Below are 15,484 nucleotides of genomic sequence, written 5' to 3'. Positions count from 1 at the left end.
AAAAGGTTGATAGTAATGGGTTTACGGGAAAGACTACTTCGGCGATTTCAAAAACAGGAAAAACCAGAGGAAAAACCAGAGGATATCCAATCCCTCGACTCCCTCGACCAGACTTTAGAACAACTCGACCAGACCTTAGAACAAAAACCCCCTGGGCGAATTCAGTCACTACTGAGCAAATTACCCAAACCAGGAACTCCTAAGGACACCCCAGTAACGGTAAGCAATCCAGAACCAAGCAACCCTGGCAAAATTAGAGGTAGCATTAGAGGGATACTCAGCAAATTTCAAAAATCTACCACTGAACCAGACATCCCCCAACTGTCTCAAAACTCAGCACCAACCAACCCTGGCAAAATTAGAGGCAAGATTACAGGGATACTCAGCAAATTTCAAAAATCTAGCACTGAACAAGAAATCTCCCAACTGTCGGAAAACTCACCAGCAAGCAACCCTGGCAAGATTAGAACACTACTGGAAAAATTACAAAAAAATATCTCCCCCAATGACATCCAGAAAATTGACCAGAGCTTGGATCAGATGAACCGGGGGAGGATAAAAGAAATATTTCACAAATTGCTCCAAAATACCAAGCCAGAAGACATCCAAAAAATTGACCAGAACTTAGAACGGATGAACCGGGGACCAATTAAAGAAATTTGGCCGAAAATTCAAGCTTTAGCTAAAATGGTCCGGGATCCTAATGCCGCTTGGAAGGGAAAAGCTTTAGCGATCGCAGCCTTAATCTATTTAATATCCCCCTTTGATGCTGTTCCAGACGTAATTCCCGTTGCTGGATTAGCTGATGATGCAGCGCTGATCATTGCCGTAGTTTCCACCCTAGCTCAGGAACTAGAAAATTATATGGAAAGACAGGCAGAAAAGATGGCCGAGATACAAGTCCGCAAGTATAATCGGATTGTCAGAATCAGTTTAATCGGCAGCATTGCAGCAGCAATTATCGCTATTTTGGTAAAATATATCCTTAGTCAGACATGATTAACCTCTATTCCTGGTACCGAATTACCCTATTTATTCTGACTACTTATGGCTTAATACAGCTAATCATTAATCTGCTCAAGTATAAGCCATACTATGAAAAAGTTCCAGGGTTTATGAAAAAATACTTTCTTGAGCGCGGCAGCCTAGTTTTAGGTAAAAAGCTCCACGAAAGTCGTCATGATTTAATCATAAATGGCTTACTGTTGCTTGTATTAGTAATGTTAAATATTATTCTATGGATTTTTTAATAAATAAGAGGATTATAAATTTATATTTTAGGGAGTCGGGAGTAGGCAGTAGGGAGTAGGGAATAGGTAAGCATTTAGCTGTCAGCGGTCAGCTGTCAGCAGTCAGCTGTCAGCTTAAAATCCTTAATATTAAGAGATTAATGAGAATTGAAAGTCTGGGGATTTGCCCATATCAGCATATACGCTAGGCGCATAAGCTGATAGCTGATAGCTGATAGCTGATAGCTGATAGCTGATAGCTGATAGCTGATAGCTGATAGCTAATAGCTGATAGCTGATTAGCCTGTTTCTATTCACTCCCAGGAATCTAAATCTAGAGCTTTGGAGCCACCTCGCTCTAACTGAATCAACACGTTACCGAGTTGTGACCAAACTAGCCCACTAATAAATAAGGTCATAGGTATGGAGATTGAGTAACACAGCCAATAGGGCAAGGCAAAAATTCCTAACCCAGAGGCTAGAAACAGGCAAATCCCAACAGCAATTCCCACAAATGGGAGCAGTAACTGGATTCCTTTAATTTCAGCCAGGGTTTGACTGGATTTGGTCTTATACCATTCCTGTACTTTTTCTTTGAGTGTAGCTTCAAAAGCTAGCCCACAGGTAATCCCAGCAAACAAACCAAAAATTAACAAAAAATACGGTGGGTCTGGCCAAAAATTATACACAAATAACTCCTAATCTTCATGGTTTTACTGCCTGTGAAGATTATGACAAAGAATGACACCTTATCCAATAGCAAAGGGAACAGGGAATAGGGAATAGGGAATAGGGAATAGGGAGTAGGGAATAGGGAATCAAAAATTCTCACAATCCTGTTTTATTCAATAGCTGTTCCCGTAGCCCATTAGCTGTTGGCGTAGCCTGCGCGTAGCGCATATGCTGATAGCTGAATGCTGATAGCTGAATGCTGATAGCTGAATGCTGATAGCTGAATGCTGATAGCTGAATGCTGAATATAATCTTATAGTTTCCTAGGGTGGGTTAAGCGCAGCATTGATTTTTTTTCGGGCTGTAACCCACCAAATCCTATAACGTTTGGAAGCGCTAATTAAATAACAACAAGTAGTGAATAGCCAGGAGTCAGTAGTTACGATAAGGATATTCCTTATCGGCCAGTTGCTCTGACACACTATTTGGTACTCACAGCAGGAGCTTTGGGTAAAATAGACCCAATCCCGTCACTGGAAATAGTACTTAGTGCATTCAAAGCTACATTGAATAAACGTTCTGGTGGTAAATCATCTTTGACTAAATTCCACAGACTCTGAATTTCTGCTCCATGGAGTTGGTCATCTTCGGTTAACGCTAACAACAGTTCACGTCGCAGAAACTGACCTTCCTCAGACAAGAGATACTGCAAACCAAGTTGAGCGGTTGGTAGCAAATCAAAGTTCTGATCAGAGCGTGCGATCGCAATCATATTTTCCAGTCGTTCCCACTGGAATTTACCGTCTTTGAACAACACCTCAATCAAACGCCGCCGCATTTGTGGGGTTTCACCGGTAAGCAGACGCTGAGCTACATAGGGGTAGGAAACCTCGACAATTTTGAAGTTGGGATCTAAGGTTAGTGCCAGTCCTTCCTGAGTCACCAGAGAACGAATAATTAAGGAAAACTTGGCTGGTACCCGGAAAGGATAGTCGTACATCAACTCTGAGAACTGATCTGTGATCGTCTTGAAGTTGAAATCTCCGACACTTTCACCAATTGCTTGTCCCAAGACAGCTTCTAAGGCTGGGATAATCGGCTGGATATCTGTGTTGGGTGCTAAGAAACCTAATTTAACAAAAGCCTGAGCTAATGATTGATAATCTTTATTAATTAGATCAACAACACAGCTGACAAGAGTTTCTTTGGTGTCTTGATCTAACTGATCCATCATGCCAAAGTCAATATAGCCCATGCGCCCATCCGCAAGGGCAAATAAGTTACCTGGATGAGGATCAGCATGGAAAAAGCCATGCTCTAACAACTGACGCAAACCAGAGGTGACACCAGTTTTAATCAAGGTTGCCCTGTCTAGTCCTAAGGCTTCAATACGTTCTGTGTCTGTTAACTTGAAGCCATCAATCCACTCTAGGGTAAGGACACGGAGACTGCTGTAGCGCCAGTATATTGCTGGAACCTTCACAGTAGGGTCGTCTTGGAAATTTAGAGCAAATCGTTCGGCATTGCGACCTTCATTGAGATAATTAATTTCCTCAAAGAGCTTAGTACCAAATTCATCTACAATCAAAGTTAGGTCATGACCGAGATTGAGTGGTAACCAGGGTGCGAGCCAGCTAGCTGCCCACCGCATCAAATAAAGATCTAGGGTGAGGATAGGGCGTAAATTAGGACGTTGTACCTTAACCGCCACCTCTTCACCGGTGTGGAGTTTAGCCCGATAGACTTGACCGAGACTAGCGGCTGCTACAGGTTTTGGGGAAATTTGGCTAAAGAGTGTTTGGATGGAGCGCCCTAACTCTTGCTCGATCTGGGACAATGCGATCGCATTGTCAAAAGGAGGTAGCTGGTCTTGTAGTTTGATCAGTTCATCTAGAAAATCTTGCCGAATCAAGTCAGGGCGGGTGGAAAGAGCTTGTCCGACTTTAATAAAGCTTGGACCGAGGTTAGTCAGAAGTTTCCGCAGCTGTGTGGCTCGTTTTAACTTATTCTGCTCAGTCCGCTTGCCCCATTGGTCTAACTTAAGACTAAAAACAAAGCTACCGAAACCCCAGACAATCCTCAGGCAACGCCAAATCACTACCCAAGGTCTGGAACGGTAGTAGCGCGCGATCGCTTGTGGATCATAGTACCTTTGGGGTTCATTAGACCGCTGTTGAGGAGATACAAGTTGATGCTGACTCACGCTGAGTATAGGCCTCTCTAATAAATTTATAGTTTTTTATCTATTTTTTGCTTTTTATTAAATAAGTATACACTTGTACATATACAATAAGTCGGTATTTAAGTCCAATAGTTCATGTAGGGTGGGCAGTGCATCAGACAGATAATGAAGCTTGCAAACCACGTTGGTAGGCACTGCCCACCCTAGGATTAGCGATGCAGAGGTGCTGCGGGGGTTTCCCCCACTCGCTATTATCAAGACAATGACAATGGTGCAAGAACTCAGTTTAAGTCCAATAGAGGGTTTAGGGCAGGTTTTGCGACCAGGACAATTGAGAGTCCCATAGAAACCTACACCAGAAACTTGCCCATTTCCTGAACTTCCGATGGTCAATTATGGTCAATTTAGTAGATTACGCTCCAAATAACTGACCAGTCAAAATTACCCCCTCATCCCCTAATTCCGAGATCTGGTCATCTTCAAAGGTGCGCTTTCCGTGATGGCTCCCAATCCCTTGACCGTAGGTCACGCGGGGCGCGTTCGCCATCACGGGTCGCACCTGAGGAACTGGTCACAAATTTCTAGCAAGGTGTACTTGCAAGGTGTACTAGTCTTGTGTAATAAATTTTTTCAGATGCATATATTTAAAAATTTGTCAACTTCTATTATTATATTAACCGAGGCTCTAGCTTCAGATTTCAGCTGTTATTTGCGTGTTATCACCGACAGTCTTTAAATTAAAACTTCAGCAGAATCCTCCATGACGGGGCTAAATCAACAAAGCAACAATGGTGTCATATCGATTGCGGTGGTATCGTAGCCAACAAGTATGGGCAATCTGTTGATTTATCTACGTTGATTTATCTACACTATGCCGCGATTGCCCGGACTAAATCGGCACTACCGAATTGGATGTCAGTTACAGACGCACGAAAATGCTTTGCCAGTAAGCAACTTCCCCTGGATTATGCAAGATTCTCCATCTGTCCCTAACCCTTCCCAAGACATTCGGTTAGGCTGCCTACAGTGGTTTTATAACTTACCACTAAGTAGTAAGCTGCTTACTGGTTTGTTTGCCTCTGAGCTAATTTCTCTGATTGGATTCTTCGGCGTCGCTGCTTCAATGATGCTAATAGGAGGGCAAATCGAACTACGAGACCAAGCTCAGTCTGAATTAGCACTCACCGAGAGCAACTACAATTCTCAAATTGAGCAAACTAAGCTGGGCTTCCGTGGTCAAGCCGATAATGCTGCCATCATTGCTGCTGCGATCGCTTATCATTCTGGTCAGCCCATAAAACCAGCCCTCAAGGCGGAAGTCAGACGGGTACTGAGGAACGAAATTAAAGCCCGCAACATTGAATATGGGACTTTAGTAGGTACCAATGGGAAGATTATTGCTAATGCCAACGCTGACCGGACAGGAGAGAGCTTTAATCCTAATCAATTAGTCAGTCAAGTTTTCCAGGATCAAACGGCGATTGGGAGCAGTCAAATTGTCAGCTGGGTTGAGTTAGCTAAGGAGTCACCTGAGTTACCGAATGGTTTTGTTGAACAAGACGCCCTAATTCGTTACACACTCACTCCAGTCAAGAACCCAGAGACTGGAAATATAGTAGCTGTCTTGGTGTCTGGTGATTTGGTCAATGGCAAATTGCCCATAGTTCACAACACCCTGCAGGGGGTTGACAAAGGCTATAGTGCAATCTATTATCGCCAGAGTTCGGGGGAATTTAACTTAGCCACTGCTACTTTAGATAACAGTGATGTTAAAGATTTAGAGCAAGGAGAATCGAGTTTAGATTTAGTAGACGGGTCCCTGTTGGAGAAAGCAGTTGCCCAAACATCAGAGGTAGTTTACACACGGCAAACCTTGGGTAAACAATCTTACATTATAGTCGCTAAAGCGCTAACTAATTTTGATAGTGAAGCCACAATAGTGTTAGTCAGAGGAACTACTGAATACTGCTTCAATCAATTCCTTAGAGATAATTTAGAACTTGAGCTGATCGTCCTTGCTATAGCCTTAATCGCAGATGTATTCTTGGCTATCTTGCTTGGAAGATCAATTGCTAAACCAGTCAAACAACTACAAAAAACTACCCAAGAATTTGCTGCTGGAAATTTGGAAGCACGAGTCGAAGTGTGCACGAAAGATGAAGTAGGGAAACTTAGTATCAATTTCAATCGTATGGCTGACACTCTGTTGGCTGCTTTTAAGCAAAGGGAACGTTATGCAGCTGAGCAATCACGACTAAACACTCAATTGCAGCAAGAAATTGCAGAACGTCTCCTGACTGTGGAAACACTAAAGCTGATCGAGTTTTCTCTGGATCGGGTAGGGGATGCAGTTTTTTTATCAAAACAGGATGGCCGATTTTGTTATGTCAATGAAGCTGCTTGTCATTTCCTTGGCTACTCCCGTGAAGAACTACTGAGGTTGCACGTTTATGATATCGAACCCTTACTATCAAAAGATAACTGGTCGCGGTTTTGGGCAAACCTCAAACAGCGAGGTTATTTTAAGCAAGATTCAGTGCATCGCACTAAAGACGGCCAGGAATTTCCTGTAGAAATGGGGGTTAATTATTTACAGTTTAATGCTCAAGAATATAACTGTGTTATTGCTCGCGATATTACCGATCGTAAACAGGGAGAAAATTTACTAAAACGAACTAATTTTCTGTTAAAAGCCCAACAAGAGGCATCAATTGATGGTATATTAGTTATTGACAAAAACCAAAAAATACTATGGCATAATCGGCGTTTTGGTCAGATGTGGAATATCCCAGAAGAGATTCTCAACTCTGGTGATGACCAAAAACTTTTAAAAAGTGTGGTATCTAAGGTAAATAAACCTAAAGAATTTATCCACAGGCTGAAGTATCTGTGTGAACATCCCAGCGAAGTAAGTCGTGATGAAATTTACTTGAATGATGGTCGGATTTTTGACCGTTACTGTGGCTCTGTGGTGTCTGAAGCTAGTGATTACTATACTAGAATCTGGTATTTCCGAGATATCACCCAGAGAAAGCAAGTAGAAGCCCAAGTTACTCAGCTCAATCAAGAGTTGAGTAATCATGCTTTGGAACTGGAAGTTGCTAACACAGAACTGGCAGCAACCAAAGACTTTATCACGAACATAATTAATGCAGTATCTGATCCAATTTTTGTAAAAGATAGACATTATAATTGGAAATTTTTTAATGATAGCTTTTGTGAGTTTATCGGATATTCTAGAGAGCAACTATTAGGTCATGACGATTATGAATTTTTCGTCTCAGAAGAAGCTGAGGTTTTTAGAAAAACTGATCAACTCGTCATCAAAAATGGTGTGGTTAATGAAAATGAAGAATACTTTACTGATGCTAACGGTATCATTCATTTTATTTCTACCAAAAAAACTCGTTTCTTAGATTCCCAAAATAATCCCTATATTGTGGGGGTTATTCGAGATTTAACTCATCGGAAGCAATTTGAAGACCGACTAGCAAAACTTAATGAATGTTTTCTTGATTTTGGTAGCAATCCCGACAAAAATATTAATCATCTGGTAGCCGTTTGTGGACAATTACTCAATGCTAGTTTCGCTCTCTATAATTGCCTGGAATACAATCAACTGGTGACATTAGGACAGTGGCAAGTCCCGCCAGATTACCCGACTATGGATAGCGCCAAAGGACGTATTTGCTATGACGTGATTCGACAAGGAACTGATGAGTCAGTGGTTAAGCAGGATCTCCAGAATACAGCTTATGCTCAAACTGATCCCAACATTACGGCTTATAATCTGTTTACTTACATCGGTATTGCGGTCAAATGGAACAAAAAGGTAATGGGTTCCCTGTGTGTTTTGTATCAGCAGCAGGTAGAACCAAGTACAGAAGACAAACAACTGCTGAACCTGATTGCCAGCGCTATTGGTGTAGAAGAACAACGAAAACAGGCTCAGCAGGAACTTCAGGATAGTAAAGAGCGATTTGCCTTAGCTGTAGAAGGAGTCAACGACGGGATTTGGGATTGCAATCTCCAAACTGGTGAAATGTATTTATCCCCTCGTTGGAAGAGTATGTTGGGGTATAAAGATGATGAAATTACCAATACCTTTGAATCCTGGACACAGATTATTCACCCAGACGACCTAGAGCAAACCTTACTCAGTTTTAATAATTACCTAGAGGGGAAGCTTTTTCAGTATCAAGAAGAGTTCCGTGCTTTACACAAAGATGGCACCTACCGTTGGCTGCTGACTCGTGGAGCGGCGCTGTGGGATAAAACAGGTAAGCCTTATCGCATAGCAGGTTCTCACACCGATATTTCAGAGCGTAAAAAAGCAGAAGAAGCTCTCAACAGTCAGTTAACAGCTCTCGAAGCAGCTACTGATGGCATAGCATTAGTTAATCCTGCAGGTGAATACTTTTACCTCAATCAGACTCACCTGGAATTGTTTGGCTACACTCAACCGAATGAACTAGTGGGTCGGCAATGGCATATAATTTATCCACCAGAAGAAATTGAGCGTATTGAGAAGTCAGTTTTTCCTCAATTGTTTAAAACAGGAAAATGGAGTGGAGAAGCCACGGCTGTGCGCAAGGATGGTAGCACATTTGCTGAGGAATTTTCTCTAACGTTACTTGAGGATGGTGGTTTAATCCGTGTCTGTCGAGATATTACACAGCGCAAACAGGCTGAAGAGCAGATGCAGCAAAATCATCAAAGACTGGCTATGGCTAATGCCCAGTTAGAACGGGCTACTCGTCTCAAAGATGAGTTTCTTGCTAGCATGAGTCATGAATTACGTACTCCCCTCAACGCTATTCTTGGTTTATCAGAAGCTTTGCAAGAGGAAGTGTATGGTTCCATTACAGATAGGCAGCGTAAGTCTCTCGGTACAATTCAGGGCAGTGGTCAACATTTGCTAGAACTAATCAATGATCTGCTTGACCTTGCCAAAATTGAATCTGGAAAGATGGAACTCCACATCTGTGCTGTTTCCCTCCAAAAACTCTGCAATTCCAGCTTAATGTTTGTTAGAAACCAAGCCCATCACAAAAATATTAAGCTGACTTCTCAGGTAACTGAGAAACTATGGGAAATAGAAGTGGATGAGCGACGTATCCGACAAGTTCTAATCAATTTGCTCAGCAATGCTGTGAAGTTTACCCCAACTGGAGGAAGCGTTATTTTAAAAGCTGAGGAAGACTTATTAAGAAATACTATTTGTTTTAGTGTCATGGATACTGGTATTGGCATTGCTAAAGAAAATATGCCTAAGCTATTCCAATCCTTCGTTCAAATTGACAGCCGTCTGTCCCGTCGCTACGCCGGTACAGGTTTGGGTTTGGCTTTGGTGCAACGAACCATAGAAATTCACGGGGGTAGGGTAGATGTCGAGAGTGAAGTGGGTCAAGGTAGTTGCTTCAGAGTAACTCTGCCGATTAAACAAAGCGGTGAGCCAAACGGAGAATACCAGAGTGATTTGGGAGACCTAAGCCAATTTACTCAATCCGCCATCTCCAATCCCCAAGTGCTGATCATCGAAGACTCTATTACTGCAGCTGAAGTCATTTCTCGCTATATCAGGGAAATAGGGCTACAAACCTTGACTTACCCTGAAGGAGAAGGAGCACTCGAGCAGGTTATACAGGTCAACCCAGGGGTGATTATTCTAGATTTGCAATTGCCGAAGGTGTCTGGCTGGAAGGTTTTGGCTCAGCTAAAAGCTCATCCCCAAACCCAACACATCCCAGTGATGATTCTTTCTGTAGTGGATGAGCGATCGCAAGCGTTGGAGATGGGTGCTTCTGAATATCTGGTTAAACCAGTCTCCCGCCAACTGTTGCGCTCAACAATTAGCAAAATTTTGGGTCGTTTAGAAACACCAGAGTCAGTCAACCATGCTGAAACTGCTCTGGTGGTTATGCCTCAAACAGCTCCAGAGTCACCGTTAATCTTAATTGCAGAGGATAATGAAACTAACATTAAGACGATTTGGGATTACTTGCTCAGCAAAGGCTATCGGTTGATATTAGCCAAGAATGGCTGGGAAGCGATTAGCCAGGCTAAAGAGTACCACCCACAGCTGATTATGATGGATATTCAGATGCCAGATATGGACGGTATTGAAGCGATTAAGCGAATTCGAGACAATCAGAAGACTAGAGAAATTCCGATTATTGCCGTAACAGCACTGGCGATGCCAGGGGATAAGGAGAAATGTCTAGGAGCTGGCGCGGACGAATACATCTCTAAACCAGTGAGTCTGAAAAACTTGGTCAGTACTATTCAACAGTATGTTCATGTAGAGGTTAAGGATTTGCAATTAGTTAGTAATTAGTTATTCGTGATTAGCGTGATTAGTCATTATTTATCAGTCCCAAGTAGGTTTAAACATACTAATCAATCGTATATAAATTAATGGTATAATAATTTATATTAGCCAAAATAAATCCCAGATATCTATATTTAATATGGTGAACTATTCAAGCGCATAAAGGGTGTTATTGATGGATAGTCAAAACTCTATACTAGTAGTTGATGATGAACCCTGTGGGTTTGATGTCATTGAGGCTCTGCTATTCAAGGAAGGTTACAACTTGAGCTATGCCTCTTGTGGTCAAGAGGCATTAAACGGTCTAGAAAAAATTCAACCGGACGTAATCTTATTGGACGTAATGATGCCAGAACTTGATGGTATAGAGGTTTGCCATCGGATTAAGTCTCACCCAAAGTGGCACCATATCCCGATTATTATCGTAACGGCTCTCAATTCTAAGGAAGATCTTGCCCGATGCCTGGATGCAGGAGCCGATGATTTCCTAGGTAAACCTGTTAGTGGAATCGAACTGCGATCTAGAGTGCGTTCGATGTTGCGGATTAAAAAACAACATGATGAACTAGCTGCTACTCTACAGCTGAGGGAAGATATGTCTCATATGATCGTGCATGATTTGAGACATCCTTTGGCTAATATTATCATATCTTGTGAGATTTTGCAGCAAACTGAACTCAAAGAAAAACAGCAAAGAAAGACTGAACAAATCTTGAAATCAGCTCTCCAGCTGCGCTCAATGACGGATAACTTATTGATGATGGCGAAGTTACAATCGGGAAAACTTACCCTTCATCGAGACTTGGTGGATTTCAATGCACTCGAACAAGAGGTAGTCTTAGATTTCCAAGCCATTGCTCACGAGAAAAACATTCAGCTAGTTAGCGATATACCAGAATCCAGTAATACTCTTTTAATTGATGCTAATTTAATCCGGCGTGTCTTAGATAACTTGCTCTCAAATGCCATCAAATTTTCTCCTTCACAAAGTAAAATTATACTGCAAGTAGATTATCCAGTATATCCCGAACCCCAAGCTATAATTCGCATTGCTGATTCTGGACCTGGGATTAATGAAGAATTGCGAAAACGTATTTTTGATAAGTACGATGTGGGAAATTTAATGACTGGAATTTATCAAACTGGTCTGGGATTAACGTTCTGTAAAATGGCAGTTGAAGCCCATGGTGGTAGAATATTTGTAGAAAATAATCAACCATCAGGGTCAGTGTTTACTGTAGAAATTTAAGTAGAAATTGTAAGCATTCAGCGGTCAGCGGTCAGCCGTCAGCCTTGGCCTTTGGCTGAGAGCTGAGAGCTGAGAGCTGAGAGCTGAGAGCTGAGAGCTGAGAGCTGAGAGCTGAATGCTTACGAAATTTAATTAGAAGCTGTAAAAGAAAGACTTCATGCTTGATTAGATTTGGCTTCCAAGTTTTCCAGGCGGCTTTTGAGTTCCTGATTATCTTTTTTAAGTTTGTCAAGTTCGTCCCGTAGCTGTTTAATGGCTTTGTCAGAGCCAATGGTTTTCTGGACTTTCTGAATGGCTTCTTCTGCAATGCGACGAATTCGCCCATCAGGAGTATGCTCTAAAAGCGATCGCAAAATATCCATGGCTTTCGGAGTTTCCATTTTTCCTAGGGCACCAACTATGGTCACTTGAGTCAAATAGAAGGTTTCACGGGACAGTTCTTCTAATTGCTCCAGGATCGACTCTATTTTATTGGGAGTCTGACCTGTAGAAATCTCTCCTAAAGCTCGAATCGCTGTTATACGAAGGGGTTGAGGTATGCCAGGAGTGGTATATTCTAAAATTACGTCTAAGGCAATAGGTGAAGATTTAATTTGACTTAAGCCACCAATGGCACCGCTACGTACTACTTCATTCCAACCACTCCGTTCTTGAAGTACTTTTGTGAGCAATTGGATTACTTCATCTTCTCTATCCTTAAGGCTTGCCGAAACCATTCCCCCAAGTGACCTGGCTGCTGAAGCTTCTACGTAGTAGCTGGCATCCCCTTTTTCTAGTAATTGCTTGAGAGCATTGTAGCTTTCTGGAGTCTTCACGTCACCCAAGGCTTGGACAACGGCACGACGCACACGGGGATTTTGAGCGGACAAGCCAGCAATTAAGGCGGCTTCAGCTTGATCTAGTTTTACCTTAGCTAATTGTTTGGCTATTTCTAAACGAACACCCCAGAATGAGTCACTAGTAAGGGCATCAGACAATGCTTGTACTGCTTCTAATCCTCCCTTTTTCGCCAAGGCTTTCCCTGCATAGATACGGGAGATGGGGTCTGGGTCAAATTTCAGCTGGGCTTTGAGTTCGGCTATTGGGTATTCTAGGGAAACGGTTTTCAGGTAATTATTCCCGTGGTCGAAGCTAATTAAGTTAGGTTTTTTCGCCAGTGGGAAATAGAAACTTTGTTCCCGTTCATGAACCCTGACCGTAAATTTCTGTAGACAGGTTTCATTAGAGGTTTTCACAGGAGAATCGTCTTCGAGCTGGGTGTAACCAAAGGCAATCGGGATTTTCAGGTCAAATAGCTCACTATCGCTACCCGTTTTACTATCTTTTGCCTGAGTTTGGGTTACTGTCAGTTTAGCCAACTGGCTATCCCCATCCCAGGAATAGGCAACTTTGTAATCAGGATGACCCCCCCGGAAGACGTACTGGTCAAATAGGAATAACAGATTACGACCGGTAGCTTTTTCAATCGCCCTTAGCAGGTCAATGGTTTCTACGGTTTTGTGAGCATTATCTTGAACAAAGGTTTGGATTGCTTTCCAGAACAAGTCTTCCCCTAACTCTGCCCGAATCATATGATAGACGCAAGCACCTTTTTCATAAAGGTGCCTATCGTAGAGTTCAATAGCTTCTCGATAGACATGGGTAACCATGGGGCGGCGGTAACGGGAACTATCTTCTGATATATAACTGCGTGCTTCATTGAGTAGGTAGTAGGCAGCATCATCTTTACCATACTCATTTTCGGTCCAAAACACTTCTGTGTAGGATGCCATGCCTTCCTTAATCCAGGCATGGGACCAGTGTTTAATCACCACTAAGTCCCCAAACCACTGATGAGCAAGTTCGTGAACCACAAGGCTTTCAGTCCGTTGGTTATCGATAGCTGCTCGTTCATCGACCAAGCAACGGTCTGTTAACAGAGTGGTGGAGGTGTTTTCCATGCCACCAAAGATGAAGTCATCTACACAGACTTGGGCGTATTTCGGATAGGGGTAGGGATAGGCAAAGGTTTCACTCAAGAACTCTATCATTCCAGGAGTTTTGCCCATGCTGCGGCGAGCATCCTCCTCTCGCCCCTTCTCCACGTAGTAGTTTACTGGTTTGCCCTGCCATTCATCCCGAATTTCCGCAAAGTCCCCTACGGCTAGAGTCATCAGGTAAGTGGGATGAACTTCTTGCTGCCGCCAGTGGTATATCGTTTCATTGCCGTCTTCTTCTGTAGCAATTAGTTCCCCGTTGGAGATAGCAATCAGGGGTTTTGGCAATCTAACGCGGATTTCGGAGGTAGCAAGTTGACCAGGATAATCGAAACAAGGGAACCAGAAGCGAGAGTCTTCATCTTCTCCTTGGGTCCAAACTTGGGTAGGTTTGTTGGGGTAGTGCTGGTTTGGATGAATGAAGTAAATACCCCGCTGGGGGTTGTCTACACTGTATGCGATCGCAATCTTAATCGCTTTTCCAACAACAGCGGGGTTAAGTAGGTGGATCTGTAGTTGTTCCCCGTCATAGTCAAAGGGCTGGGGGATTTGGTCAACCTGCACTGAGGCGATAGTCAAGTTGACCGCATCAAGTACTAGCTGTTTAATGCCATTGCGTATTGGTTTGAGGGTGATGGTGCAGGTACCGCTAACCCTTTGGAGGGGGATATCCAGAGTTAAATCCAGGAAAATATGCTCCACTTGTCCTGGGCGGTCAGGATTGTATTGGGGTCTAGCACCAGGTAATTCAAACGACTTGTGAGTTTTGCTTTCGGTATCAAAATACGACTGGGACATTAGTGAAGTTGTAAAACTGAACAGTGTGGACAATAGGGTTAAGTGGAGCTCTTGGAAGTTTCCGAAAGGAAAAGGAATCGACCGCTACACAAAGTGCGATTGATCTATTCTAAATTAACTGATCTGTCGATTAATCCTGATCAGGTCAGGTTTTAGGGAATTTTGAACAGCTACAGACCTTGAGGGAAGATTACTGGTTTGTGAGTGTCTGTTAACGGATTGCTTTTGGGCAATTAACAATGAACGATCAACAAGCTATTCAGCTGATCACCGCACTACCCATCCCTTGGAACATCAACCATGATAATAAAAAGTTGCTAATAAAAATTGCTAGCAAAGCAGTAACCACAGCAGTGGTGGTAGATTGACCCACACCCTTAGCCCCTCCTGTAGTGGTTAACCCCCAGCTACAACCAATCACAGCAATCAACAGCCCAAACACTAAAGATTTAATAGCAGCAGAGAACAAGTCCCAAATTCCTAGGAAGTTACGAGCGGAATCAAGAAACACAGACTGGGGAATACCATAAAGATTTTGAGCCAGTACCACTCCTCCTACCATACCAGTCACAATTGCGAGAATGGTCAACACTGGCAGCATCAGACAACAAGCAATAACCCGAGGAATCACTAAGTAATCAATCGGGTCAGTCTTGAGCATATACAAAGCATCAATTTGCTCTGAAACGCGCATCGTACCAATTTCTGCAGCAAATGCCGAACCAACTCGTCCTGCCAAAACCACAGCAGTCAACACCGGAGCCAATTCCCTAGCCAAAGCTAGAGCCAAGACTCCCCCAATGGCATTCGTGGCACCAAAATTAATGAACTCTCGTGTTACCTGAATGGTAAACACCATACCGATTACAGTAGCAGTGAGCAAAGCAATTATCAGAGACTCTGGTCCAACGGTTACCATTTGCTCGATAGTATTGCGGCGGTGAATCTTCCCAGTCAGTAGATGAAGTATCACTTGCCCAGCTAAGAAAATCGCCGCCAGTAAACGCTGACTCCATAACCCGAGGCTGGTAGTTTTAGCCATTAGTC

General features: G+C 42.9%; 9 protein-coding genes. 3 read left to right on the top strand and 6 right to left on the bottom strand.

Annotation, left to right across the window (positions count from 1 at the left end; all coding sequences use genetic code 11):
• Positions 1-15: 15 nt before the first annotated feature.
• On the top strand, positions 16-999 hold the full coding sequence (locus F6K64_RS20345; protein ID WP_287263304.1) for a YkvA family protein: 984 nt from the start codon (positions 16-18) through the stop codon (positions 997-999).
• A gap of 380 nt (positions 1,000-1,379) precedes the next feature.
• Here the strand turns inward: F6K64_RS20345 and F6K64_RS20340 are convergent, their stop codons facing one another.
• From F6K64_RS20340 to F6K64_RS20325, 4 genes are all read right to left on the bottom strand, one after another.
• A complete protein-coding gene (locus F6K64_RS20340) occupies positions 1,380-1,547 on the bottom strand; it encodes a hypothetical protein (RefSeq protein ID WP_287252720.1) in 168 nt (55 codons plus the stop codon).
• Positions 1,544-1,918, bottom strand: a complete 375-nt coding sequence (locus tag F6K64_RS20335) for a hypothetical protein (protein WP_287252723.1) — start codon at positions 1,916-1,918, stop codon at positions 1,544-1,546. The genes F6K64_RS20340 and F6K64_RS20335 overlap by 4 nt, the downstream gene beginning before the upstream one ends.
• Positions 1,919-2,382: 464 nt before the next feature.
• Positions 2,383-4,104, bottom strand: a complete 1,722-nt coding sequence (locus F6K64_RS20330; protein WP_287266191.1) for an ABC1 kinase family protein — start codon at positions 4,102-4,104, stop codon at positions 2,383-2,385.
• A 391-nt stretch (positions 4,105-4,495) separates the two neighbouring features.
• Positions 4,496-4,630 carry a hypothetical protein gene (locus F6K64_RS20325; RefSeq protein WP_287266188.1) on the bottom strand — a complete coding sequence of 45 codons (135 nt, stop codon included), beginning with the start codon at positions 4,628-4,630 and terminating at the stop codon, positions 4,496-4,498.
• A gap of 324 nt (positions 4,631-4,954) precedes the next feature.
• Between F6K64_RS20325 and F6K64_RS20320 the strand changes: the two genes are divergently transcribed.
• Together F6K64_RS20320 and F6K64_RS20315 are read left to right on the top strand one after the other, a co-directional pair.
• Positions 4,955-10,420 carry a PAS domain S-box protein gene (locus F6K64_RS20320; RefSeq protein ID WP_287266186.1) on the top strand — a complete coding sequence of 1,822 codons (5,466 nt, stop codon included), beginning with the start codon at positions 4,955-4,957 and terminating at the stop codon, positions 10,418-10,420.
• 169 nt (positions 10,421-10,589) lie between these two features.
• The gene (locus F6K64_RS20315) at positions 10,590-11,663 is read left to right on the top strand and encodes an ATP-binding response regulator (RefSeq protein ID WP_008180677.1); all 1,074 of its coding nucleotides are present in this window, start codon (positions 10,590-10,592) and stop codon (positions 11,661-11,663) included.
• A 155-nt stretch (positions 11,664-11,818) separates the two neighbouring features.
• On the opposite strand, the gene F6K64_RS20310 is transcribed toward F6K64_RS20315, so the two are convergent.
• Together F6K64_RS20310 and F6K64_RS20305 are read right to left on the bottom strand one after the other, a co-directional pair.
• The gene (locus F6K64_RS20310) at positions 11,819-14,437 is read right to left on the bottom strand and encodes a M1 family metallopeptidase (RefSeq protein ID WP_008180678.1); all 2,619 of its coding nucleotides are present in this window, start codon (positions 14,435-14,437) and stop codon (positions 11,819-11,821) included.
• A gap of 259 nt (positions 14,438-14,696) precedes the next feature.
• On the bottom strand, positions 14,697-15,479 hold the full coding sequence (locus F6K64_RS20305) for an MlaE family lipid ABC transporter permease subunit (protein ID WP_044492430.1): 783 nt from the start codon (positions 15,477-15,479) through the stop codon (positions 14,697-14,699).
• Positions 15,480-15,484 lie beyond the last annotated feature (5 nt).

It is taken from the genome of Moorena sp. SIO3A2, from assembly GCF_010672265.1.
GTDB classification, from domain to species: domain Bacteria; phylum Cyanobacteriota; class Cyanobacteriia; order Cyanobacteriales; family Coleofasciculaceae; genus Moorena; species Moorena producens.
This window is presented reverse-complemented; position numbering and strand designations above follow the sequence as displayed.